The 23,194-nt window shown below is 58.9% G+C and carries 21 protein-coding genes and 1 tRNA gene; 14 read left to right on the forward strand and 8 right to left on the reverse strand.

Annotated features, from left to right (window positions below):
- The first annotated feature begins 289 nt into the window (after window positions 1–289).
- Complete coding sequence (locus PJL69_RS07270) at window positions 290–760, forward strand: DUF3576 domain-containing protein (protein ID WP_209096851.1); 471 nt, start codon at window positions 290–292, stop codon at window positions 758–760.
- A 58-nt stretch (window positions 761–818) separates the two neighbouring features.
- Here the strand turns inward: PJL69_RS07270 and PJL69_RS07275 are convergent, their stop codons facing one another.
- Complete coding sequence (locus tag PJL69_RS07275; RefSeq protein WP_271309073.1) at window positions 819–2,081, reverse strand: glycosyltransferase family 4 protein; 1,263 nt, start codon at window positions 2,079–2,081, stop codon at window positions 819–821.
- A 184-nt stretch (window positions 2,082–2,265) separates the two neighbouring features.
- Here PJL69_RS07275 and leuS point away from each other — a divergent pair, with 184 nt between their 5' ends.
- From leuS to PJL69_RS07295, 4 genes are all read left to right on the forward strand, one after another.
- Window positions 2,266–4,839 (forward strand): leucine--tRNA ligase, encoded by a 2,574-nt coding sequence (leuS, locus tag PJL69_RS07280; RefSeq protein WP_271309074.1) that lies wholly within the window; start codon window positions 2,266–2,268, stop codon window positions 4,837–4,839.
- Window positions 4,826–5,329 (forward strand): LPS assembly lipoprotein LptE, encoded by a 504-nt coding sequence (lptE, locus tag PJL69_RS07285; RefSeq protein ID WP_247743340.1) that lies wholly within the window; start codon window positions 4,826–4,828, stop codon window positions 5,327–5,329. Before leuS ends, lptE begins: the two co-directional genes overlap by 14 nt.
- A complete protein-coding gene (holA, locus tag PJL69_RS07290) occupies window positions 5,326–6,351 on the forward strand; it encodes a DNA polymerase III subunit delta (protein WP_271309075.1) in 1,026 nt (341 codons plus the stop codon). Before lptE ends, holA begins: the two co-directional genes overlap by 4 nt.
- Before the next feature lie 90 nt (window positions 6,352–6,441).
- A complete protein-coding gene (locus PJL69_RS07295) occupies window positions 6,442–7,032 on the forward strand; it encodes a glutathione S-transferase family protein (RefSeq protein ID WP_271309076.1) in 591 nt (196 codons plus the stop codon).
- Window positions 7,033–7,042: 10 nt separating this feature from the next.
- On the opposite strand, the gene PJL69_RS07300 is transcribed toward PJL69_RS07295, so the two are convergent.
- Complete coding sequence (locus PJL69_RS07300) at window positions 7,043–8,194, reverse strand: TIGR03862 family flavoprotein (protein ID WP_271309402.1); 1,152 nt, start codon at window positions 8,192–8,194, stop codon at window positions 7,043–7,045.
- Between the two features lie 121 nt (window positions 8,195–8,315).
- Here PJL69_RS07300 and PJL69_RS07305 point away from each other — a divergent pair, with 121 nt between their 5' ends.
- The gene (locus PJL69_RS07305; RefSeq protein ID WP_441347459.1) at window positions 8,316–8,633 is read left to right on the forward strand and encodes an HNH endonuclease; all 318 of its coding nucleotides are present in this window, start codon (window positions 8,316–8,318) and stop codon (window positions 8,631–8,633) included.
- Here the strand turns inward: PJL69_RS07305 and hisD are convergent.
- The 5 genes from hisD to PJL69_RS07330 all read right to left on the reverse strand — a co-directional run bounded on the left by hisD (window position 8,630) and on the right by PJL69_RS07330 (window position 12,419).
- A complete protein-coding gene (hisD, locus tag PJL69_RS07310; protein WP_271309077.1) occupies window positions 8,630–9,937 on the reverse strand; it encodes a histidinol dehydrogenase in 1,308 nt (435 codons plus the stop codon). The two genes, PJL69_RS07305 and hisD, sit on opposite strands and share 4 nt — an antisense overlap.
- Window positions 9,938–10,010: 73 nt before the next feature.
- Window positions 10,011–10,499, reverse strand: coding sequence for a GNAT family N-acetyltransferase (locus PJL69_RS07315; RefSeq protein WP_271309078.1), 489 nt, complete (start codon window positions 10,497–10,499; stop codon window positions 10,011–10,013).
- Complete coding sequence (locus PJL69_RS07320; protein ID WP_271309079.1) at window positions 10,496–10,975, reverse strand: DUF2948 family protein; 480 nt, start codon at window positions 10,973–10,975, stop codon at window positions 10,496–10,498. Before PJL69_RS07320 ends, PJL69_RS07315 begins: the two co-directional genes overlap by 4 nt.
- On the reverse strand, window positions 10,972–12,237 hold the full coding sequence (murA, locus tag PJL69_RS07325) for a UDP-N-acetylglucosamine 1-carboxyvinyltransferase (RefSeq protein ID WP_271309080.1): 1,266 nt from the start codon (window positions 12,235–12,237) through the stop codon (window positions 10,972–10,974). The genes PJL69_RS07320 and murA overlap by 4 nt, the downstream gene beginning before the upstream one ends.
- A 5-nt stretch (window positions 12,238–12,242) precedes the next feature.
- Window positions 12,243–12,419: a hypothetical protein gene (locus tag PJL69_RS07330; protein WP_209096866.1), complete on the reverse strand. Its 177-nt coding sequence runs from the start codon at window positions 12,417–12,419 to the stop codon at window positions 12,243–12,245.
- An 87-nt stretch (window positions 12,420–12,506) separates the two neighbouring features.
- Here PJL69_RS07330 and PJL69_RS07335 point away from each other — a divergent pair.
- The 7 genes from PJL69_RS07335 (at window position 12,507) to PJL69_RS07365 (ending at window position 21,204) form a co-directional block, all read left to right on the forward strand.
- Window positions 12,507–12,581 (forward strand) — tRNA-Thr (locus PJL69_RS07335).
- A 699-nt stretch (window positions 12,582–13,280) separates the two neighbouring features.
- Window positions 13,281–15,200, forward strand: coding sequence for a Hint domain-containing protein (locus PJL69_RS07340; RefSeq protein WP_271309081.1), 1,920 nt, complete (start codon window positions 13,281–13,283; stop codon window positions 15,198–15,200).
- Window positions 15,201–15,354: 154 nt separating this feature from the next.
- Window positions 15,355–16,128 carry an HpcH/HpaI aldolase family protein gene (locus tag PJL69_RS07345; protein WP_271309082.1) on the forward strand — a complete coding sequence of 258 codons (774 nt, stop codon included), beginning with the start codon at window positions 15,355–15,357 and terminating at the stop codon, window positions 16,126–16,128.
- 409 nt (window positions 16,129–16,537) lie between these two features.
- Window positions 16,538–18,085: an ABC transporter ATP-binding protein gene (locus tag PJL69_RS07350; RefSeq protein ID WP_271309083.1), complete on the forward strand. Its 1,548-nt coding sequence runs from the start codon at window positions 16,538–16,540 to the stop codon at window positions 18,083–18,085.
- Window positions 18,082–19,161 carry an ABC transporter permease gene (locus tag PJL69_RS07355; RefSeq protein WP_271309084.1) on the forward strand — a complete coding sequence of 360 codons (1,080 nt, stop codon included), beginning with the start codon at window positions 18,082–18,084 and terminating at the stop codon, window positions 19,159–19,161. Before PJL69_RS07350 ends, PJL69_RS07355 begins: the two co-directional genes overlap by 4 nt.
- The gene (locus PJL69_RS07360) at window positions 19,161–20,081 is read left to right on the forward strand and encodes an ABC transporter permease (RefSeq protein ID WP_209096876.1); all 921 of its coding nucleotides are present in this window, start codon (window positions 19,161–19,163) and stop codon (window positions 20,079–20,081) included. Before PJL69_RS07355 ends, PJL69_RS07360 begins: the two co-directional genes overlap by 1 nt.
- Window positions 20,082–20,124: 43 nt before the next feature.
- Window positions 20,125–21,204 (forward strand): BMP family ABC transporter substrate-binding protein, encoded by a 1,080-nt coding sequence (locus tag PJL69_RS07365; RefSeq protein WP_209096878.1) that lies wholly within the window; start codon window positions 20,125–20,127, stop codon window positions 21,202–21,204.
- A gap of 159 nt (window positions 21,205–21,363) precedes the next feature.
- Here the strand turns inward: PJL69_RS07365 and PJL69_RS07370 are convergent, their stop codons facing one another.
- Window positions 21,364–22,146, reverse strand: coding sequence for a lysophospholipid acyltransferase family protein (locus tag PJL69_RS07370; RefSeq protein ID WP_271309085.1), 783 nt, complete (start codon window positions 22,144–22,146; stop codon window positions 21,364–21,366).
- A 407-nt stretch (window positions 22,147–22,553) separates the two neighbouring features.
- Here PJL69_RS07370 and PJL69_RS07375 point away from each other — a divergent pair, with 407 nt between their 5' ends.
- Window positions 22,554–23,042 carry a nuclear transport factor 2 family protein gene (locus tag PJL69_RS07375; RefSeq protein ID WP_271309086.1) on the forward strand — a complete coding sequence of 163 codons (489 nt, stop codon included), beginning with the start codon at window positions 22,554–22,556 and terminating at the stop codon, window positions 23,040–23,042.
- Window positions 23,043–23,194 lie beyond the last annotated feature (152 nt).

Here is a 23,194-nt window from a genome sequence, read left to right on the forward strand (position 1 = left end):
TCATGCGCCCAACCCGGAGAATCCGTAATTGGGTATGGGGTAGTCTCTCGCTCTTTTGGGGGGCTATTTGCAAGCGTGGCGCAAAGCTTTCGTAGATTGTAGGCCCACGTGGTGCAGACATGCCACAGTCTGCTTCCACCTCCTGGTGACGCCCCAGTGGACCCCACATTCCCTAAGGGCAGGTATAGGGGCGGCCCACGAGGCGATTACAGGCAGTTTACCCCAAGAGTCTTGCCCAACAGGCGCAGCTTGGCTAGGACGGTTACAAATCACGTCTTGAGGCAGTTTCATGGAACTTCTACGTCGTCCCTTTATGATGGTTGCTATTGTCGCCATCGCCACTTTGAGCGCCTGCGGCAACGGTGCCGGCGGCAACACACTTGGCGAGGTGCGCCCGGCAGATACATCTGCGGAAGAAGATACGATCTGGGACGCCTTTGGCCCAGATAACGCGGATCAAACCGTTCGGGTGAACAAATATATCTGGGCTGCGTCACAGGAAGTTTTGGATTTCCTGCCAATCCAGACAGTGGATCCTTTCAGTGGAGTCATCTCAACCGGTTACGGCACGCCTCCGGGTGGTGGCCGCTCCTACAGAGCGACGATTTTTGTGCGCGACGCGGCTTTGGATGCGCGGTCGCTGAACGTGGCGCTGCAGTCTAACGGGGGACGCGCAGTGCCGGAAAGCACAGCACGTGCGGTGGAAGACGCCATTTTGACCCGTGCCCGTCAGTTGCGCATTGAAGACAAAAAAATCTGATATCTGGCACATACATCAGACAAGAAAAGCCGCAGACAGCTCTGCGGCTTTTTTTGTGTCAGCTGCGCAAGGCGCCGGGCTGCATCTCAAAGAGCCGATCTATCCAGGCGAGTTGCTGGGGTAGGCAGCGGGCTTGCAGATCATAATGTTTGACCGCAAAGGCCCGAGAGGCCGCAGCCATGCCGGCCCGCAGATCCGGATCCTCAAGCACGGCGCAAATTTCCTCAACCATCTGTGCGCCTTCAAAGAAGGGGAACAAACGCCCTGTTTCGCCGTGCTTGATCACCTCGGCCACCGGCGACGTGTCACTGGCCACAATGGGTGCGCCAATCGCCATGGCCTCCAGCAGCGACCAGCTGAGCACAAATGGGTAGGTCAGATAGACATGCGCCCGGCTGAGTTGCAGCATCGCAAGAAACTGATCGTACGGCACTTTTCCTAAAAAATGTACACGTTCCCAGTTGGGTGTCGGAATCTGGCCGCGCACCTCATCAATGAAGATCTGCTTCCATGTCTGACCTTTGGGCGCTGCGGATCCATAGCTGACGCTGTCACCGCCCACGATCAACACCTGCGCATTGGGGCGCCGCTTTAGCAACTCAGGTAAGGCCCGCATGAAGACGTGATAGCCGCGATAAGGCTCCAGATTGCGGTTCACGAAGGTGATGACCTCATCCTCACAGGTCAACACACTGCCATCCGGCAAGGATAACTGTGCCTCTGGGTTGGGGCGCACGACATCAGTGTCGATGCCATCGTGAATCACGCTGATGATGTCCTGATATTCCGGTGGGAAGGTCGACGCCTGATAGCGGGTGGGACTGATACAGAGATCCACGGCCTGACGGTGCATCATGTTGTTGAGATTTTTCAAGCGCAGGCGAATGGAGTCTGTCTCCATATTGGCCTTGGGGAATTCCGGGTCGAAATCCGTGTCTGTTTCGCTGAGCGCATAGTAAAGTTCGCTGTAAAGTCCAATGCGCGCGGTCGGCCACAAATCACGCAGAAACATCGGCTCTCCCCAGCCGGGGTGCGCGACGATCACGTCGGGGGTGTACCCCTCTTGATCGCGCAACCGACGCGCTGCGGCAAAACAGGCCTCTGCGCGCAGCACTTTGGTTTCAAAATCCACAAGCCACGGGTGCAGACCTTGCGCCGGTTTGCGCCCGATCTTGTAGGGGTAGAGTTTGACACCTTTCCAGCTTCCCTCTTCGTTCACGCGCAGGGTGATGCAGCGCACATCGTGCCCGCGCGCGGCCAGTTCGGGGGCAAGGTGTTTAAACTGTCCGGGGAAATTCTGATGAATAAATAGGATTTTCAAACGCGTGTACCTGTCAAAATGCTCTGTTTTGATCTGTATAGCGCAGAAATTGGCGCTGGTAAGCGGGTGCATAGGTCAAATTGCACCGCTTCTTGCTGGACCAAGCGCGCAGAGCGGCCTATCACCATCCAAAACCCGCGCCCCCCTTTGGTGGCAGAGACCAGAAACAAAAAGGTGACACCCTATGTCGCGCTACAGCCCCGCCGAGATTGAAGCCCGCTGGCAGGAAGCCTGGGCCAAGACCGAGACTTTCAAAGCCGTTCGGGATGAAAGCAAGCCCAAGTATTACGTGCTTGAGATGTTCCCCTACCCGTCAGGTAAGCTGCATATGGGGCATGTGCGCAACTACACCATGGGGGATGTGATCGCGCGCTACAAAATCTCCACCGGGCACAATGTCTTGCACCCGATGGGCTTTGACGCCTTTGGCATGCCTGCGGAAAACGCCGCAATGGCAAGCGGTGGCCACCCCAAGGACTGGACCTATTCCAACATCGACACGATGGTGGAGCAGATGAAGCCGCTGGGTCTGTCGCTGGACTGGTCGCGCATGTTTGCCACCTGTGATGAAGATTACTACGGCCAGCAACAGGCGTTGTTCCTTGATTTCCTTGAGAAAGGTCTCGTCTACCGCAAGAACGCTGTGGTGAACTGGGACCCGGTTGATATGACCGTTCTGGCCAATGAACAGGTGGAAAATGGCCGTGGCTGGCGCTCTGGTGCGCTGGTGGAGCGGCGCGAGCTGACCCAGTGGTTCTTCAAGATTTCCGACTATTCCGATGAGCTGCTGACCGCGCTCGACGGGCTGGAGAACTGGCCTGCGAAAGTGCGTCTGATGCAGGAGAACTGGATCGGCAAATCGCGTGGTCTGGAATTCGGCTTTGAGCGTGTGGATGGTGGTGAGGCGATCACCGTATACACCACCCGCCCCGACACGCTGATGGGCGCGTCTTTTGTCGGCATTTCCCCGGATCACCCGATTGCCAAAGAGCTTGAGGCCAGCAATCCAGACGTTGCAGCCTTTGTCGCTGAGTGCCGCAAAGGCGGCACCACGGAGGAGGCGATTGAAACCGGCGAGAAGCTTGGTTTTGACACTGGCATCAAGGTGAAACACCCGCTGAACCCGGATTGGGAGCTGCCGGTCTGGATCGCGAACTTCATTCTGATGGATTACGGCACCGGCGCGATTTTTGCCTGCCCGGCGCATGACCAGCGCGATTTGGATTTCTGCCGCAAGTACGACCTGCCGGTCACGGACACATTCTTTGCGATTGGCAATGAAACCCCGGTGGAGAACACCGCTTTTGTGCCGCCCAAAGAAGAAAAGGTGAAGTGGGTCAATCACTTCGCCGGATTGGATGAGGCCACAGGTCAAGAAGCGATCGACGCAACCATCGACTTTGTTGAAAACGCGGGTTGGGGCAAAGGCGTGACCAACTTCCGTCTGCGCGACTGGGGGCTGTCCCGTCAGCGCTATTGGGGCTGCCCGATCCCGGTTGTGCATTGCGAAAGCTGTGGCGTGGTGCCGGAGAAGAAAGAGAACCTGCCGATTGCGTTGCCTTATGATGAGGACGGCAAGGCGATTGATTTCTCCGTGCCTGGCAACCCTCTCGACCGTCACCCAAGCTGGCGCAACTGTGCCTGCCCGAACTGTGGCGCACCTGCGCAGCGTGAAACAGACACGATGGACACCTTTGTGGACAGCTCCTGGTATTTTGCGCGTTTCACCGCACCACAGGCGGACACACCGACCTCCATGGAGGATGCTGCCTATTGGATGAACGTCGATCAGTATATCGGCGGCATTGAGCACGCGATCTTGCACCTGCTCTATTCGCGCTTCTTTGCGCGGGCGATGCACATTTGTGGCCACCTGCCCGAAAGCGCCAAAGAGCCGTTTGATGCGCTGTTCACCCAAGGCATGGTGACCCACGCGATCTACAAGAACGCCGTGCGCACCGATGACAATGGTCGCGCGATCTACCACTACCCTGCAGAAGTGGAAGAGCGCGACGGCGGCACATTTGTAAAAGAGACCGGCGAAGCGGTGGAGGTTATCCCCTCTGCCAAAATGTCCAAGTCCAAAAACAACGTGGTGGATCCGGTGGACATCATCACCTCGTTCGGCGCGGACACAGCGCGCTGGTTTGTGCTGTCAGACAGCCCGCCCGAGCGCGATGTGGAATGGACCGCCTCCGGCGCGGAAGCGGCCTATAAGCACCTGAGCCGTGTGCACCGTATTGCGAGCGAAGTGGCAGAGATGCCTGCGGGCGCGGGCAAGGATGATGAGACCCTGCTGCGCGAGATGCACAAGGCAATCCGTGATGTGACATTGGGTGTGGAAAGCTTTGGCTTTAACGCCTCCATCGCGAAACTCTATGCATTCACCAACACGCTGGCGAAATCCAAAGCGGGCGGCGATGCCAAACGCGAAGCCACCAAAGCGCTGGCACAGCTGATGTCGCCGATGACACCGCACCTGTCAGAAGACATCTGGCAGATGCTGGGCGGCGAAGGCATGGTTGTCGATGCGGCCTGGCCTGTGGCGGATGAAGCCATGCTGGTTGAGGCAAACGTAACGCTGCCGATCCAGATCAACGGCAAACGTCGTGGCGAAATCACCGTGGCCAAAGACTTGGCAAAAGAAGAGGTTGAAAAACTGGTGCTGGCCCACGAAGCTGTGGAGCGTGCGCTGGATGGGGCCCAGCCCAAGAAACTCATCGTTGTCCCCGGTCGGATTGTGAATGTCGTCGTTTAATCGCCGCTCTTTTCTTCTGTCAGCTGCCGCCCTTGGTGTTCCCTTGGGCGGCTGTGGCTTCACCCCTGTCTATGGGCCGGGGGGCGGCGGGCGGAACCTGCTCAACAATGTGTTGGTGGATGAACCCAAAGCCAGCGAAAGCTTTCTGTTGGTGCGCGAGCTGGAAGACCGGCTGGGCCAGCCCGGAGTGAACGCCGAATACGGGCTCTCGCTGGCGCTGGATTTGTCTGAGCGCGCGGTGGGACGCACCGTGGCGCAGGAAACCGATCGCTTTGATGTGATCGGATCAGCCACCTATGCGTTGCGCGGGATCGACAGCAAAGAGGTGCGCACCTCTGGCAAGGTGTCCTCTTTTGTGAGCTATTCCGCGAGCGGCACCACTGTTTCGGAACTTGCTGCGCGCAATGATGCCTATGAGCGCCTGAGCGTGATTCTTGCAGATCGTATTGTGGCAGAGCTGCAGGCGTTTGAGGCGGCCGCAGCCACATGAAACTGACCGCGCGCGAGGCCAATCGGTATTTTGGCAACCCGGAGCAGGATCGCACCGGGATGTTGATTTTTGGACCCGATGCCATGCGCGTGGCCTTGAAACGTCAGGAATTGATTGCTGCCCTCATTGGCCCGCAGGGCGAAGAGGAAATGCGCCTGACCCGCATTCCCGGCGCAGAGCTGCGCAAGGACAAGGCGCGGCTGAATGATGCCATCAAGGAAGTGAGCTTCTTTCCCGGCCCGCGCGTGGCGTTTGTGGAAGAGGCCACCGATGCCACCGCTCCCGCCATCCTGTCCGCGTTGGAAGACTGGGCGCCGGGCGATGCACAGATTGTTGTGACCGCCGGGCAGCTCAAGGCCAGTTCCAAAATCCGCAAAGCGTTTGAAGGGCACAACAATGCCTATGCGGTGGGGATCTATAATGATCCGCCAAGCCGCGAGGAGATTGAAGCCGATCTGAAGGCCGCCGGGCTGCGCGACATTCAGGGCGCGGCGATGACCGATCTGGCCAACCTCGCCAAGGAGCTGGATCCGGGCGATTTTCGCCAGACCTGTGAAAAGCTCGCGCTTTATAAATTCAAAGATGACACCGCGGTCACTTCAGAAGACGTGATGGCCTGCGCACCTGTTTCGACTGAGGCGGCGCTCGATGATGTGCTCAACATCGTGGCAGAGGGGCGCGCCCAAGAGCTTGGCCCTGTGTTGCGTAAGCTAGAGGCGCAGGGGGTGAACCCTGTTTTTCTGATCATCTCCGCAACCCGGCATTTTCGCGCGCTTTACAGCGCGGCGGCGGACCCCGGCGGCGCCTCTGCCGGGATTGCCCGCATGCGCCCACCGATCTTTGGCCCGCGCCGAGACCGCATGGTGCGTCAGGCCTCTGGCTGGGGGGCGGCAAAACTCGAGCAGGCTTTGACAGGGTTGACGGACACCGACCTGCAACTGCGCTCTGCCGGGCAGCGTGCGCCGGAGATGGCGCTGGTGGAGCGGCTGTTTTTGCGCCTCGCGATGCTGGCGCGACGCTGACGGGCGCGACGGCGCGTCAATTTGGCCAAGCTGCGCTTGATTGCCTGCGCTCAGGCGGGCAGCCTTTTGTCATGGAGAGGGAGTGCAGCCATGTATGACGTGATCGGAAGCCCCACAAGCCGCGCGATTCGCGTGCTTTGGATGCTGGAGGAACTGGGCCAGCCCTACAGATTGCAGCCAGAACAGCCGCAAAGTGAGATCGTGCGTCAGCACAATCCGACAGGCAAGGTGCCGATCCTGATTGAGGGCGATCACAAGATCACCGACAGTACGGCAATACTGACTTATCTGGCGGACAAACACGAGGCGTTGACTGCCCCGACAGGCACGATTGCGCGGGCGCAGCAAGACAGCGTGACGCAACAAATTCTGGATGAAGTGGAGGCCGCTCTTTGGACGGCGAGCCGACACAGTTTTATCCTGCCCAAAGAGCGCCGGGTGCCGGGCCTCAAAGACACGCTGAACTGGGAATACAACCGCGGCATTCACAATGTGATGGCGCGGCGCAAAGGCCCCTACCTGATGGGCGAAGACTTCACGATCCCCGATATCCTGCTGACACATTGCGCGACCTGGGCCAAGTTCGCAGGGTTTGACACCGAAAACACAGATTTGGTGCCCTACATCAAACACACACGGGCGAGAGACGCGTTTCGGCGGCTGGTGCCAAAGAAAGGCTGAGGGGCCAAACTCAATGCTCAGAAAGCCAGCGCGCGGCACCCTGCCCGGCCCAGCGGCCCGTGGCGAGGCAGGCGGTGAGCAGATAGCCCCCCGTTGGCGCTTCCCAGTCTAGCATTTCGCCAGCGGCGAACACACCGGGCTGGGAGTTTAGCATCAGCTCTGTTGAGAGCCCCGCAAAGGTTAGCCCGCCTGCGGTGCTGATCGCCTCATCCATGGGGCGCGGGCCGGAATGAGTGACTGGCAAGGTCTTAAGCAGCGGTGCGAGATCATCGGGCAAAGGCTGGCCAAACTCCATCAACAGCGCCTGTTTTTCCGGGCTGAGTTTCAGGGACTTGCGCAGATGATTGGCACGGCTGGCCTTGCCACGCGGTTTGGCAAGGCGGCTGCGGATCTCCTCCAAGGAAAGATCCGGCAATAGATCTAGCGTCAGAGCTGCCCCCTCGCGCAGGGCGCGGGAGATGGCGTAGATGCCGCCGCCTTCAAGGCCGCGCTCAGAAATCACAAACTCCGCGCGAATCCTCTGATCACCGGCGCAGAGGGTCACATTTTTGACCGGCGTGCCGAAATGGCGGGCCATATGGGCAGACCACTCCACCACAAATCCCATATTGGCGGGCTGAAACGGCGCTTTGGGGGCATCGAGCCAGTTGGCCCATGCGCCATCTGCCCCAAGCCGCGCCCAGCTTGCGCCGCCACAGGCCAGCACACAGACGCGTGGTTTCAGGGTCTCGCGGCCCTCAGGCGTATCAAACTCATAAGCCCCGCCTGTCCAACGCCAGCGCGTGCGAATCTCCACGTCTTGCGCGGCAAGGCGGCTGAGCCAGTTGCGCAATAGCGGCGAGGCTTTCATGACTTTGGGAAACACTCGGCCTGAGGAGCCGGTGAACATTTCCTGCCCCAAGGACTCAGCCCAGGCGATCGCTTCCTGCGGACCAAATTCCACAAGCATTGGGCGCAGATGCGGGGCGGCCTCAGCAAAGTGCGCCAGAAACGGCGCAAAGGCTTCGTTTTTGGTGAGGTTGAGGCCGGACTTCCCCGCCATCAGAAACTTGCGCGCCACAGAGGGTTTGGCCTCACAGACAAAAACCTTATGCCCTTCTGCTGAGAGCACATCCGCAGCCATCAACCCGGCCGGGCCCGCGCCTATGACCAAGGCATCCATCATAGGGCCAAACAGTGGTTGAAGAAGAAAGCGCGCGACATCATCTTTGTTCTGTGCAGGGAAACTTGGGATATGCTCTTGCCTGCCTTCACCCTGCAACTCAATCAAAAAGCGCCTGTTTGTGACCGTGGCCCCCTCAGAAAGCCAGACTGACCCGATCTGCCCCCTATGTGGCCGCCCGATCCCAGCCGAGGCACGGCAAAGCAAACACCATCTGATTCCCCGTCTGCGCGGAGGCAAAGGTGGGGAGACTGTGCTGTTACATCAGATCTGTCACAATGAGATCCACGCCACGCTTACGGAAACAGAGCTGGCGCAGGCGTTTCACACAATTGAGGCGCTACAAGGCCACCCCCGACTGGCAAAATTCATCCGCTGGGTGGCCAAACGCCCGCCGGGGTTTCACTCCAAAACACCGGGCGGGCGCAGAAAGCGTTAGCTGCCATCATTGAGCGCATCAAGGCGCGCGCGCACGCTGAGGCCGTGGGCCTCAAGGCTTTCGGAAATCGCCAGTGTTTCGGCGGCCGGGCCAATCGCCTTCAGCGCGGCCGGGGTCATTTTAGACAGCGTGGTGCGCTTGATGAAATCCATCACCGACAAGCCCGAGCTGAACCGGGCGGAGCGCGCCGTGGGCAGCACGTGGTTGGGGCCGCCGACATAGTCGCCGATCGCCTCTGGCGTATACTGTCCAAGGAAAATCGCACCTGCGTGGGTGATATCCTCTGCGAGCGCATCCGGGTCGGCGACACAAAGCTCCAAGTGCTCTGGTGCGATGCGGTTGGAGAGTGCGGCGGCGGTTGCGAGATCCGGCACGGTCACCACGGCGCCAAAATCGCGCCAGCTGGCCCCGGCGATTTCACGCCGCTCAAGGGTTTCGAGCCGTTTGTCCACCGCTGCAGCCACGGCAGCGCCAAAATCCGCGTCGTCGGTGATCAGGATCGACTGGGCGCTTTCGTCGTGCTCAGCCTGGCTCAACAGATCAAGTGCGATCCAGTCAGGGTTGTTGTCTTTGTCCGCAATCACAAGAATTTCGCTGGGGCCTGCGATCATGTCGATGCCAACCTTGCCAAACACCCGGCGTTTGGCGGCAGCGACAAAAGCGTTGCCCGGCCCGGTGATTTTATCGACCGGCGCGATGGTATCGGTGCCGTAAGCCAGCGCTGCCACGGCCTGCGCCCCGCCGATGCGGTAAATTTCATCGACGCCTGCGAGTTTCGCCGCCAAAAGCACCAGCGGATTGGCCACACCGTCCGGGGTTGGCACCACAATGGCGAGGCGTTCAACACCCGCAACCTTGGCAGGGATTGCGTTCATCAGCACCGAAGATGGATAGCTCGCGAGACCGCCGGGCACATAGAGCCCTGCAGCGGACACAGGCGTCCAGCGCCAGCCGAGCGTCGCGCCGCTTTCGTCGGTCCAGCTGGCATCCTCTGGCATCTGGCGGGCGTGGTAGGCGCGGATGCGCTCGGCTGCGAGTTCCAGCGCGGCGCGATCTGCGTCATTCACCTGCGCACAGTAGTCTTCGATTTCGGCCTCGGAGAAGCGCAGGGTTTCTGGGGTCAGCTCCAAACGGTCAAACTTCGCCGTCAGCTCGATCACTGCTGCATCGCCGCGATGGCGCACATCTGCGATGATGTCGGCCACCACCGCATCCACATCCGGGCTGTCTTCGCGTTTGGCGCTCAGTAGCGCCGCAAAGCGGGTTTCGAAATCTGCATCAGAGCTGTTTAGAAACTGCGGCATGGGTCTCTCCTTTGCGCGAAGTCTTAACGGGGGGCGCAGGGGGTCTCAAGCCGTGAGCGACGTTGCGCGACGTTCAGTCCAGTGGTTTGAGCATCAAGACATCATCGCGCGGCACGCCATTTACGATGACAGAGCGCGGACGCAGGCCAAATTGCGCAAATCCCTGCGCTTCATAAAGCGCGCGCGCACCGGTGTTGGTGGCATCGACACAAAGCTCCAGCTGCAAAAAGCCGCGTGTTTTGGCGGCGTCAATGACTGCGCACATTAGGTCACGACCCAACCCGCGCCGGCGCGCAGACGGGTGGATATAAAGTGGGCCAATATCCGCCATATGGTGCAGCCGCTCTGGGCCACCCTGATGCATGGCGACAAAGCCGACCAGCGCCGTGCCTTCGAAGGCTCCAATCACCGCGCCAGAGGCGAGCTTGGCAATCAAGCTGCTGTCAAGCGCGCCTGCGGCTTCTGCTGCGGTCAACAGAAAGGCCTCTGGTTCGGTGGTCAGCCCGTGGATCCAGAGCGCTTTGTAGGCTTCCAGATCCTCCGGCGTGAGGGGGCGGATCATTCCGGGTGGCTCGGCGTGGATTTGGACACCGCCAGATAGGGGCGGGTCACATCCTTGAGCGTTGCCTCAAGGGCCTCGACCTTCAGACGAATCGCACCGTCCCCGGCAAGCGTGAGCGTCACCAGACCGTCTGCATCCTCGCCCGCCTCAAAACCGACAGACAGCAGCGAGAGAATCGTCTCCTCATCGCTGCGTGTCACGCCCTGAGAGGCCACAGAGAGCACGTTTTCAAACAGCAGCACAGATTGCACCCGCTCAACCGTGCGGCCGCGCGCCTCGGCAGAGGTCTGATCTTCCCAGCGGAAGCGGTTCAGAAGAATGGCAAACCGACGCTCTTTGGGCAGCCACTGCATTTCCGTGGCCGGAAACACCGCATCCTGCGCCAGTGTGGAGAGGACCTGAAGGTCTTCCCCATCCAGCGCCCCAAGGTTCAGCGGGCGATCGCCGCCATCTTCAAACCGCGCGTCCTGTGTCACTCACTTACCCTTTCGATATGGGCCCCAACATTGCCGAGCTTTTCCTCGACACGCTCATAGCCGCGATCCAGATGGTACACGCGGCTGACCACGGTTTCCCCTTCGGCCGCGAGACCTGCGAGAATCAGCGAAACAGAGGCGCGCAGATCGGTGGCCATCACTGGCGCACCTTTCAGCCGTTCAACACCGTGCACTGTGGCTGTGCCGCCGTGTACTTCGATATTGGCGCCCATGCGGATCAATTCCGGGGCGTGCATGAAGCGATTCTCAAAAATCTTTTCTTCGAGCACCGATGTGCCCTCGGCGGTACACATCATCGCCATGAACTGCGCTTGAAGGTCGGTTGGGAAACCGGGGAACGGCTCTGTGGTCACATCCACGGCTTTCACACGGCCATTTTTGCGCGCGACTTTCAGACCTTTGTCGGTTTCTTCAACGTCGATGCCCGCCTCATGGAGTTTCGCCACAAAGCTTTCCACCAGATCCAGACGCCCGCCCAGCAGCTCAACCTCGCCACCACAGAAGGCCGGGGCCAGCATGAAGGTGCCAAGTTCAATACGGTCTGTCACCACAGGGTGAGTCGCGCCATGCAGACGGTCCACACCCTGAACGGTGATCTCGGAGGTGCCGTCGCCGTCAATCGGCGCGCCCATGGCACGCAGGCAGGTGGCCAAATCCACAATCTCGGGCTCGCGTGCGGCGTTTTTGATCACTGTGGTGCCTTTGGCCAATGTTGCGGCCATCAGGATGTTTTCGGTTGCGCCCACAGAGGCGAAAGACAGCTCAATCACCGCGCCTTTCAGACCTTTTGGTGCGCTGGCATGCAGATAACCGTCTTTCAGCTCAATCTCGGCGCCCAGTTTTTCAAGGCCGAAGATGTGCAAATCCATCGGGCGCGCGCCAATCGCGCAGCCCCCCGGCAGCGACACAACCGCATGTCCAAGACGTGCGAGCATGGGCCCCAACACGAGGTTGGAGGCGCGCATTTTGCGCACGATGTCATAATCGGCCACATGGTTGTTGATATCATGGCTGGACATGGCCAGCACTTTGCCATCCTGAAGGCTGGTCACTTCAGCCCCCAGAGAGCCCAGCAGCTGGCTCATGGTTTTGATGTCACTCAGGCGGGGTGCATTGGTCAGTGTGAGCGGCTCTTCGCTCAACAGCGTTGCAGGCATCAGCGTCAGGCAGGCATTTTTGGCCCCGGCAATCGGGATCTGCCCAGTCAGCGGCCCGTTACCGCGCACAATTATCGAATCCATTTTATTTAATCCTGCTCTTTGCTCTGTGTGGCCTCAATATCCTCGGACGCCTCCGTAGAAGCAGCGCGCGCACGCGCCTGCGCCTTACGGCGCCCCATGTTGGCTTTCAATGCGGCCTTCAAACGGTCATCTCGGTTTGAGGCTTTTTTGGCTTTATTTATAGGGGTCGATTTGCGTTCCATGAACTTTCTTTACATGAGGTGCAAAAAAGCGTCCAGATAGGCCTTGCGCCCGTCAGAGTTTGGGCCTAAAAGCCGCGCCACGGTAACGCTGCTGTAGCTCAGTGGTAGAGCGCACCCTTGGTAAGGGTGAGGTCGGGAGTTCAATCCTCCCCAGCAGCACCACCGCCCTCCCGTCATTTGATGATGCAAAGTCGCGCGCTGCGGAGGCAGTGTTTACTTAAGCTGTGATTGCCCACGCGGTAGTCATGTCAGAAGGCGAGATACCCCCGCAACAGAATCACCCGACTCATCAACGATGATTCGTTTTCATCGTCAGCGATTGCGGCAAAATCTGCGTGCGCGCGCATCTTTGGTTCAATTCAAGAAACAGAGACCATGACAGCAGAAACCCAAATCCGGCGACAGCTACGGCCACTGCCGTCAAAACTGAATTGGTTCCAACTCGGAAACACCGGAGCACACCCAACCCAACACACGCAAAGCGTCGCCTCGCAAAAAAGGCAGCAATAAGGCACTTTTGCGCGCGCACCTCCCCTTTCGCGCGCCACAATTGCGCCCAAATTGTGAAACAATCAGTCGCAAGCCCCTGTTTTCAAACCGCCCTCTCCCGCCTTCGGGCACGCCACAATACCGTCGCTTTTCGTTAAATTTGCGAAGTTTTTGTTTCTTAAGCGGCATGATTTACGCATATTTAGCCTACGTCCGACTGGGGGATGAGTTCGGCTAGGGGCAGCCAACGCACTAGGAAACGCATCTGATCGATGCCATTTGCGACCGCATTTGCTGCGGCGCAGAGCCGCTTTTTGCGGCCTGTGTCTCAGATGTGTCGCGCGGCAAAGCGATTGGCGGAAAGAGGGTACTATGGCTGATCCAAACGGACCGGGGATTGTAGACGGCACTGAAGACGCAGACACCATCTCTGTTGGGACCACTGACACTGGCGGCGATACGGTCGATAACAGCGGCAACGTGATCAGCACGCAGGACGGGGACGACCTGATTCTGGCTGGGTCTGGAGACGATACGATCTTTGCTGGCAACGGCAGCGACACGGTCTTCGCTGGCGCAGGTGATGACCTGGTTCTGGCTGATGAAACCGGCACAGACCCCAGCAGCACGGACCCTGCGGGCGATGATCAAATTGTCGGCGGCATCGGCAATGACACGGTGTTTGGAGGTGCGGGCGACGATGTCATCTTTGGCGACTACAAACCCGGCAACGCCCCCACAGCGGGCATGGAAACCGTCCGCGAGAGTTTCAATTGGAGCGCTTTGAATGCCTCCACTGATGGCGAAGCGATTTCTGGATCTCAGGTGCAGGACACAGGCTCTGTCAGCGTAACGCTTCAGGCCACAAGCGGCACCACGTATGAAACGGACGCCCAACTGGTGAGTGGCCTCGACACCGGGGCCGAAACCGCCAATGCCAACAGCGGCGCTCAGTCGACCACGGGTGCATTCGTAAACGCCACAACAAAGCAAACCCTGGAGTTTTCGTCTCCCGTCGAAAATGTCCAATTCCGCATCAATGACATTGATGAGGGTTCGGTGGTCAAGGTGAGCGCCTGGGATGCTGACGGCAATCCAATCGAAGTCACCGCCACGCCAAGCGCCACAACCAATCTGCATCTGGTGGACATTGACGGGGACGGCACAACCGAAGCCGCGATTGCCAGTGGCAGCATGCAAGGCGACGCGCTGGACGCTGACAACTCTGTCATTGTGGACATTCCAGGCCCTGTTGCGCGGCTGTTGATCCGCACGGTCAGCTTGGACGATGCCCCAGCCGATGCAACGATCAGCGATGTATTTTTTGATACGGTCACCGTTTCGAACGGCTTTGAGGCAGACGATCTGCTGATCGGGGGCGCGGGCGACGACAGCCTGTTTGGTCAGTTTGGCGATGACACACTGGTGGGCATGGATGGCGCAGACACCATGCTGGGCGGTGCGGATCAAGACACCTTTGTTCTGATCAGCCCCGGTGATGTAATCGACGGCAGTGAAACCGGTGTCGACTTTGACACGATCAATCTGTTCCGCGCGGCGGAAGACGCCAACCCCGGTGGCTCGCTGCGCATCACTTTTGACCCGGATAACGGTGAAAACGGCACCATCCATTTTCTGGATGCTGACGGCGTTGAAACCGGCACCGCAATCTTCCGTAACATTGAAAACATCTCTGATGTTCCGGTGATTGTCTGCTTTACCCCCGGCACGAAAATTCTGACCCCAAGGGGTGAGGTGGCCGTGGAGTGTCTGACAGCGGGCGACAAAGTTGTGACCCGGGACAACGGGCTGCAAGAAATCCGCTGGAGCGGGCGCAAACATGTGTCTGGTCTGGATCTCATGCTGGCACCGAAGCTGCGCCCCATCCTGATCAAGCAGGGCGCATTGGGCCCCAATCAGCCTGAGCGTGACATGATGGTGTCGCCCAACCACCGGATGCTTCTGGTGTCTGAGCAGGCCGAACTGCTGTTTGAAGAGCGTGAAGTGCTGGTGGCGGCAAAACACCTGCTCCATCTGGACGGCGTGGACCAAGTGGACACGGCAGGTGTCGACTACATCCACTTCATGTGTGACCACCACGAGGTGGTGTTGGCAGATGGCGCCTGGTGCGAGAGTTTCCAACCCGGTGAATATTCGCTGGATGGCATCGGCAAAGAGCAGCGGGACGAAATTTACGCGCTGTTCCCTGAGCTGCAAAATCTGGAAGCGTCAAACAGCTATCCTGCGGCGCGTATGGCGCTGAAAGGCAACGAAGCGCTTCTGCTGGGCTAAGGTTTCCCCAAAGACATTGGGCGGGACCAAGGGTTAGGCTGACTTTCGGGTCAGCCTTTCTCGTTTTGGCAGGGCGATTTAAGGCACGGTGCTGGACAGAGCGCGCCTTGCCTGCTCAACTCGCGCCCAATCAAACAACTGAGACGGAGCCTCCATGCCAGCGCCCAAAAATACCTTCAAAGCAGCGCTTGCCGCAAAACAGCCTCAGATCGGATGCTGGATGAGCTTTGGCAGCCCACTTGCTGCGGAACTGATGTCCACCACTGGCTTTGACTGGTTGGTTTTGGACGGCGAGCACGCCCCCAATGATCTGCTCTCCATCACCGATCAGCTGCGTGCGATGAACGGCAGTGACAGCCACCCGGTGGTGCGGGTGCCCATTTATGAGGACTGGATCCTGAAACAGGTGCTGGATGCGGGCGCACAGACCGTGCTGGTGCCGATGATTGACACCGCCGAAGAGGCGGCCGCTGTGGTGCGGGCCTGCCGCTATGCGCCGGAAGGCGTGCGGGGCATGGGCGGCGCTGGTGCGCGGGTGACCCGATTTGGTGAAATTGCCGACTATGTGAGCAACGCCAACGAAGAAATCTGTGTGCTGGTGCAGGCCGAGAGCCGCGCAGCGCTCAATAATCTGGATGAGATTTTGGCTGTCGACGGTGTTGATGGGGTCTTCATTGGTCCCGCAGATCTGTCGGCGGACATGGGCTTTCCGGGCAACTCGGATGCGCCGGAGGTGCAGACAGCCATCGCCGAAGCCATCCAAAAAATCACCGCAGCGGGTAAAGCGGCAGGCATCCTCACTTTCTCTCAACAAGCGGCAAAAATCTATCTGGACCTAGGGGCGACCTTTGTGGCGGTGGGCATGGATACATTCATCCTAGCCCAGACCGCGCGCAAGCTTTCGGCGGATGTCAAAGCGCTGATCTGACCTGATCTGACCGGCGCACCAGCCCTGTGTGTGCGCCTGAAACAGGCGCAAATCACGTGCCAAGTGCTGCACAAATGCCCGCTTGGCACACCGCTGCTCGCCACTGAACGCCCCCCTTTTGTGCAGATCAACGCAAAGCGCGCCCGAAAAGCGTTCAAATTTTAGGCGCTCTCTGCCCGCCATATGCTACAACTCTTTCGTCGTTTCGTTGAAAATCTTCTGGCATCGCCCTTAAAAACCAAGGATATGGGGGGCGTCGCGCCAGGACTCTCCTTTGAGGCGTGGCCCTGACGCTGCAGCGCGCGGAACTTTCTGTTGCAGAGGCGGGGGGCCGGTTTCTAGGGTGGGTTCGCATCAAAAAGCGGTCTGTCCGCGATCCAATAGGCAAAGAAAACTCAGGGGATCACATATGAGCACACCGCTCCTATCCATCAAAGGTCTGACCAAGGCCTACCCCGGCGTGGTGGCCAATGATGATGTCTCCTTTGACATCGGGCACAACGAAGTGCACGCCCTGTTGGGCGAGAATGGCGCGGGCAAATCCACCCTTGTGAAAATGATCTATGGTCTGGTGAAGCCCGACAGCGGCACCATGACATGGGACGGTCAGCCATTTGCACCGTCAGAGCCCAAAGCCGCCCGTGCCTCGGGTGTGGCGATGGTGTTTCAGCATTTCTCGCTGTTTGACGCGTTGAGCGTTGCGGAGAATGTGGCGCTTGGCATGGAAAACCCACCGTCGATGCGTGACCTTGCCCGCCGCATCCGCCGCGTGTCGGAAACTTACGGCCTGCCGCTGGATCCCAACCGCACCGTGGGCGACCTGTCTGCCGGGGAGCGCCAGCGCGTGGAGATCATCCGCTGCCTGCTGCAAGACCCCAAGCTGCTGATCATGGATGAGCCGACCTCTGTTCTGACGCCGCAAGAAGTGGAGATCCTGTTTCAGACCTTGAACAAGCTGAAGGCCGAAGGCACCTCGATCCTTTATATCTCCCACAAGCTCGAAGAAATCCGCACGCTGTGTGACCACGCCACCATTCTGCGTCTTGGCAAAAACGTGGGCGAATGTGTCCCTGCGGAGACCTCTGCGCGGGATATGGCGGAGATGATGGTGGGCGACACCTTGCAGACCCCAACCCGCACCACCGAAAAAGCGGGTGATGTGGTGCTGGATGTCTCTGGCCTGTCGATTGAGCCAAGCAACCCTTTTGGCACCACGCTCAAGAACATCCACTTCACCGTGCGCGCGGGCGAAATCCTCGGCATCGGCGGGGTGGCGGGCAATGGGCAGGACGAACTGCTGGCTGCGCTGTCTGGTGAGGCGCTGACATGGCCGGATGCGGTTAAGGTGAACGGCGAAGACATCGCCAACCTTGGCCCCAATGCGCGCCGGGAGCGGGGCATTCTGGCCGCGCCAGAAGAGCGCCTGGGCCATGCCGCCGCGCCGGATCTGAGCCTGACGGAAAACGCTTTGCTGACCGGGGCGATCCGCGAAGGGCTGACAAACAAAGGCTTTGTGAACTGGGCCAGCGCCAGTGATTTTGCCAACCGCATCATCAAGAGCTTTGATGTGCGCACACCGGGCAACCATGTGGCCGCCCGCGCGCTGTCTGGCGGCAACCTACAGAAGTTCGTGATCGGGCGCGAAGTTCTTCAGAAACCAAAGGTTCTGGTGGTGAACCAGCCCACATGGGGCGTGGACGCCGCAGCTGCTGCCGCCATCCGTCAATCCCTGCTGGATCTGGCTGCCGAAGGGGCCGCCATCGTTGTGATTTCCCAAGATCTCGACGAACTCATGGAAATCTCTGACCGCTTCGGCGCTTTGAACGAAGGCCGCCTGTCAGACATCCGCTCTGCCGCAGGGCTGACGATTGATGAAATCGGCCTGATGATGGGCGGCGCCCACGGTATGGAAGTCGCTCATGTGGGCGAGAAAGACCAAGAAGGAGCAAGCGCATGATCGCGCTTCAGAAACGCCCCACCCCGTCGCGCGCCCTGTCGCTGGCCACACCGCTGATTGCGGTGATCATCACCATGATCATGGGTGGCATCCTGTTCACAATTCTGGGCAAAAACCCGGTGGAAGCGATCCGCACGATTTTCTGGGATCCGGTGTTTGGCGAGTTTGCCTTTTACTACCGCCCACAGCTTTTGGTGAAAGCCGCGCCGCTGGTGCTGATCGCCATCGGCTTGTCGCTGGGCTTTAAGGCGGGCATTTGGAACATCGGCGCCGAAGGCCAGTATATCATGGGCGCCATTGTAGGCGCGGGTGTGGGCCTTGCGTTTTATCCCACCGAGAGCCGCCTGCTCTTCCCTCTGATGATCCTGGCTGGGGCGCTTGGGGGCTGGGCCTGGGGCATGATCCCCGCACTTTTGAAAGTGCGCTTTGGCACCAATGAAATCCTTGTATCACTGATGCTGGTTTATGTGGCTGAACAGCTTCTGGCCTCCATGTCGCTGGGACTGTTGCGCAACCCCGAAGGCATGGGTTTCCCCGGCTCGCGCAACTTTGGCGACTATCCGGCGGCCAACAGCTGGATCAACGAAGCGGCTGGGCTGCACTGGGGCATGGCCTTTGCCTTTATTGCGGTGATCTTTGCCTATGTGCTGCTGAACCGACATATCCTCGGCTTTAACATCCGCCTGACGGGCGAGGCCCCGCGCGCGGCACGTTTTGCCGGTGTGAACCCCTCCCGCCTGATCCTGTTCTGCCTCGGCACCTCCGGCGCACTGGCCGGTATGGCGGGGATGTTTGAGGTCACCGGCCCCTCCGGTCAGGTCAACATCGACTTTGCCTCTGGCTATGGCTTCACCGCGATCATTGTGGCCTTCCTCGGCCGCCTGCACCCGGTGGGTATCCTGCTTGCCGCGCTGCTGATGGCGCTGACCTATGTGGGCGGCGATCTGGCGCAGGGCAATCTGGGCCTGCCTTCTGCGGCCATTCAGGTGTTTCAGGGGATGCTGCTGTTTTTCCTGCTGGCGCTTGATCTGCTCACCAACTACCGCGTGGTTCTGAAAACGAAGGGTGTCGCATAATGGATCTCTCAGCCATCAACCCCGTCCTTCTGATCGCTTCCTTGATGGTGGCGGCCACCCCGCTGTTGCTTGCCGCGATTGGCGAACTTGTTGTGGAGAAAGCCGGTGTGCTGAACCTCGGCGTCGAAGGCATGATGATCGTGGGCGCGATCTGCGGCTTTGCAATTTCAGTGGAGACCACCTCCCCCATGCTGGGCCTCTTGGCCGCCATGGTCGGCGGCGCGGTGCTGTCTTTGCTCTTTGCCTTCCTCACCCAGTTTGCGCTGGCCAATCAGGTGGCCTCTGGTCTTGCGCTGACGCTGTTTGGGCTCGGCCTCTCAGCTCTCATGGGGCAGTCTTATGTGGGCATCAAACCACCGGCGATGGAGAAGCTGAACATTCCGGTGATCTCTGACATTCCGGTGATTGGCCCGATCTTCTTCTCCCATGACCCGGTGCTGTATCTGGGCCTCGCGCTCACAGCAGCGGTCTGGTGGTTCCTCAAAAAATCGCGCGGTGGGCTGATCCTGCGTGCGGTGGGCGAAAGCCATGATGCGGCCCATGCGCTGGGATACAATGTGATCCGCGTGCGCATTCTGGCGATCATGTTCGGCGGGGCCTGCGCGGGTCTCGGTGGGGCCTATATTTCGCTGATCCGCGTGCCGCAATGGACCGAAGGCATGACCGCAGGTGTCGGCTGGATTGCCCTCGCATTGGTGGTGTTTGCCAGCTGGAAACCCTGGCGCGTTCTGCTGGGCGCCTATCTTTTTGGCGGTATCAACGTATTACAGCTTAATTTGCAAGCGGCAGGCATTGCCATACCGGTCGAATACTTGGCAATGTCTCCCTATCTGATAACCATCCTCGTTCTGGTTATCATGTCGGCTGACAAGAGCGGTGCACCCGCCTCGCTTGGCCGCACTTTCCACGCCTCCCAGTGAGGCACCTGACAAAAGACTGCTACCAACAGGGGGATCACCCAAAATGAAATTCACCAAACTTCTGACAGGCGCCGCAGTGGCGCTGGGTCTGGCGACCACCGCCATGGCCGACACCACCAAAGTGGGCTTTGTGTACGTTGGCCCCGTGGGCGACGGCGGCTGGACCTATGAGCACAACAAAGGCCGTCTCGCGGTTGAAGAGAAGTTCGGCGACAAAGTGGAAACCACTTTCGTTGAGAGCGTGCCAGAAGGTGCGGATGCTGAGCGTGTGATCACCCAGATGGCGCTGCAAGGCGCAGACCTGATCTTCACCACCTCTTTTGGCTACATGGATCCAACCATCAACGTCGCCAAGAAATTCCCAAAAGTGAAGTTTGAGCACGCCACCGGCTACAAACAGGCCGACAACGTGTCTGTTTACTCCGCACGCTTCTACGAAGGCCGCGCGGTTCAGGGCCACATCGCGGGCAAGATGACCAAGACCAACAAAATCGGTTACATCGCCTCCTTCCCGATCCCAGAAGTGATCCGCGGCATCAACTCTGCCTATATCCACGCCAAGAAGGTGAACCCGGACGTCGAATTCTCCATCATCTGGGCCTACACCTGGTTTGATCCAGCCAAAGAAGCCGACGCCGCCAAAGCGCTGATCGAACAGGGCGCAGACGTGATCCTGCAGCACACCGACTCCACCGCACCTCAGGCCGCAGCACAGGCAGCTGGCAACGTTGTGACATTTGGTCAGGCGTCTGACATGGGCGAATACGCGCCATTCCCACGTGTGTCCTCCATCATCGATGACTGGGCGCCTTACTACATCGCACGTACCCAGGCTGTCATGGACGGTACCTGGGAGTCTGTCTCCACATGGGACGGCATCGGCGCAGGCATGGTTGGCATCGGTGAAATCTCTGACGCGGTTCCAGCGGACGTGAAAGCCGAAGCATTGGCACTGGTTGATGCACTGGCAGACGGCTCCTATCACGCCTTCACCGGCCCGCTGAACAAGCAGGACGGCACCCCATGGCTGGCAGAAGGCGAAACCGCCGCTGACTATGGTGACGACGGTCTGGCAGGCATGAACTTCTACGTTGAAGGCATCACTGCCGAGATCCCGAATTAAGCTGTTTCGCACAGAAACACAGAAAGCCCGCCATTTCGGCGGGCTTTTTTGTGGACGGCTGACAAAGGTGTGGAGAGAGGCTAAGCGCGCATAGGCAACGCTCAGGGAGAGACACTTCGCAGTGCCTCTTCTGACGTCCTCACAATACCTCTTGGACAATCAGCGCTGCGCCCCAGCGTCGAAAGCGGCCATCATGCCCTCTCTCAGTCGCGACACATCCTCATCCACAGTCGCCGTCAGATCGCATACGAAAGACGGCAAGACCTCGACCCGGATCGTGCCACTTTTGGGAAGGTGCTTGCCGCGCGGCAACAGGCGGCCGGTGTCGTGAATGACAATAGGTCGGATGGAGCGGCCCGTCGCTCGCGCGACCAAAACGGCCCCCGCCTTGAACGCGCCAAGGCTTTCAGATCCGGTGCGCGTGCCCTCAGGAAACAGCACCACAGAACTGCGCGCGGGCATATCCTGAACCGCCGTGGTCAATGTTTCCAAAGCGACACTGCCACTTTTGCGATCAACCTCAACCAGCCCGGCCCCTTTGAAACCCCGGCGCAGCAACGCCGCGTTGCAGAGTTCCTGCTTTGCCGCAAAGGTGATCCACTTGGCGTCTGGCAAAGCGTCCATCAGCGCAAATCCATCGAGATGGCTGCGGTGGTTGATGACGATGATGCTGTCAGTGTCAGCGGCCAAAGTGGCCACGTCAGCCTGTGTCATCTCTGTGCGAATGCTGAGCAGCCACAAGAGCCGCGAGCAGGCGCGTTTGACCAGTCGCCAATACCAGCCGCGAAAGCCCCGCCGATTGCTGCAAAGCAAAGGCACGAACGCAACGAAAAGGAAATATAGCGGCCCCAGCAGGAACAGCGCTGTGCGCTTGATCAGGCGCAGGCCAATTGCGTCTATCGCCGCTGGTGCGGTGCGGTCATCCGAGGGTGTACGTGACATAGGATCCGTTGCAAATGCCGCTTCGTGGAATGGGTCACGAGGGTCCTTCGTACAGCGATCACCGCCAACCCTCTGGGCGCGAGGCCCGACAAACACCCAACGCAGGGCCTCTATGGGGCAAGGGAGACAACACATCAACAAAAACTCGCGTGGGGTTGCTGGCGTCTGTGGACGGTAGCGATCACAGAGCGGAAGCTGTCAGCACGCATGTCAGCTCATTTGAGCGCGTACAAAAACATATCAAGGGCAACTGGTTTATGTCTTGGCAATCCGCAAAGCAAATTCGTTATAGCTGCACTAGTGCGCCGAGCACTTCCCGCTGGTTGCAATCATCGCCTAGACCAAGATACTCACGAGCAAAACGACTCAGAACCCTGTTCACAACACTGGCTGCTTAGGAATAACGCATGACCCTATTGAAGAAGTGGCTCGCTACCGCGATTTTTTCGATCTTTGCACAATCTGTGGGAGCACAAGAAAGGTCACAGATTGATCTCGCGTCCCAATACTATCTAGCGCTGTATGCAGGCGATCATGAAACAGTCAGAAGTCTGGCCGCTCCAGATATGACATTTGAGGACCCATCAGCCCCCGCTGAATTTGGTCTTCCGGCAAAGATAGATGACTTGAACACTTTCTTAGATTTTTTGAGATCTAGCTTGCCTGCTGGAGTGGAGGTTGAAATAACAAACAGCTTTAGTTCGAATGATCTGGTTGTCCTGAATGTGGCGACACAAGGTATTGTGCCCGCTTCATATTTTGGGATGGGTGAAGGTTCTGTTTCATACACAGTTGCTGGTGTTTCGGTATTGAGTTTTGAAAATGGGCTGGTTGTCCGACACACTGACTACTTTGACTATCCAGGATTGACCGAGAGTTTGAGACCAGTGGACTAGAAGACTGCGACTGGCGGAACCAGACCGTTTCACTTACGCAGGGCGTGCCGGAGCTCTCACGTTGTATCGACAGAACAACTCACCGCCTCGCGACACTACCCGTTTCTTCAAAGCTGACTTTTGTGTAGCTACAGTGAATGTTCATTTTGTCC

It is taken from the genome of Shimia sp. MMG029 (assembly GCF_027947445.1).
Classification (GTDB): Bacteria; Pseudomonadota; Alphaproteobacteria; order Rhodobacterales; family Rhodobacteraceae; genus Shimia.

What these genes read in the sequence shown, in the direction of transcription:
- leuS (WP_271309074.1), top strand. Translation starts at nt 2,266, where the DNA reads ATGTCGCGCTACAGCCCCGCCGAGATTGAAGCCCGCTGGCAGGAAGCC.
- PJL69_RS07365 (WP_209096878.1), top strand. Translation starts at nt 20,125, where the DNA reads ATGAAATTCACCAAACTTCTGACAGGCGCCGCAGTGGCGCTGGGTCTG.
- PJL69_RS07350 (WP_271309083.1), top strand. Translation starts at nt 16,538, where the DNA reads ATGAGCACACCGCTCCTATCCATCAAAGGTCTGACCAAGGCCTACCCC.
- PJL69_RS07355 (WP_271309084.1), top strand. Translation starts at nt 18,082, where the DNA reads ATGATCGCGCTTCAGAAACGCCCCACCCCGTCGCGCGCCCTGTCGCTG.
- PJL69_RS07345 (WP_271309082.1), top strand. Translation starts at nt 15,355, where the DNA reads ATGCCAGCGCCCAAAAATACCTTCAAAGCAGCGCTTGCCGCAAAACAG.
- PJL69_RS07295 (WP_271309076.1), top strand. Translation starts at nt 6,442, where the DNA reads ATGTATGACGTGATCGGAAGCCCCACAAGCCGCGCGATTCGCGTGCTT.
- hisD (WP_271309077.1), bottom strand. Translation starts at nt 9,937, where the DNA reads ATGCCGCAGTTTCTAAACAGCTCTGATGCAGATTTCGAAACCCGCTTT.
- PJL69_RS07360 (WP_209096876.1), top strand. Translation starts at nt 19,161, where the DNA reads ATGGATCTCTCAGCCATCAACCCCGTCCTTCTGATCGCTTCCTTGATG.
- PJL69_RS07370 (WP_271309085.1), bottom strand. Translation starts at nt 22,146, where the DNA reads ATGTCACGTACACCCTCGGATGACCGCACCGCACCAGCGGCGATAGAC.
- murA (WP_271309080.1), bottom strand. Translation starts at nt 12,237, where the DNA reads ATGGATTCGATAATTGTGCGCGGTAACGGGCCGCTGACTGGGCAGATC.
- PJL69_RS07340 (WP_271309081.1), top strand. Translation starts at nt 13,281, where the DNA reads ATGGCTGATCCAAACGGACCGGGGATTGTAGACGGCACTGAAGACGCA.
- PJL69_RS07270 (WP_209096851.1), top strand. Translation starts at nt 290, where the DNA reads ATGGAACTTCTACGTCGTCCCTTTATGATGGTTGCTATTGTCGCCATC.
- lptE (WP_247743340.1), top strand. Translation starts at nt 4,826, where the DNA reads ATGTCGTCGTTTAATCGCCGCTCTTTTCTTCTGTCAGCTGCCGCCCTT.
- holA (WP_271309075.1), top strand. Translation starts at nt 5,326, where the DNA reads ATGAAACTGACCGCGCGCGAGGCCAATCGGTATTTTGGCAACCCGGAG.
- PJL69_RS07315 (WP_271309078.1), bottom strand. Translation starts at nt 10,499, where the DNA reads ATGATCCGCCCCCTCACGCCGGAGGATCTGGAAGCCTACAAAGCGCTC.
- PJL69_RS07375 (WP_271309086.1), top strand. Translation starts at nt 22,554, where the DNA reads ATGACCCTATTGAAGAAGTGGCTCGCTACCGCGATTTTTTCGATCTTT.
- PJL69_RS07330 (WP_209096866.1), bottom strand. Translation starts at nt 12,419, where the DNA reads ATGGAACGCAAATCGACCCCTATAAATAAAGCCAAAAAAGCCTCAAAC.
- PJL69_RS07300 (WP_271309402.1), bottom strand. Translation starts at nt 8,194, where the DNA reads ATGGATGCCTTGGTCATAGGCGCGGGCCCGGCCGGGTTGATGGCTGCG.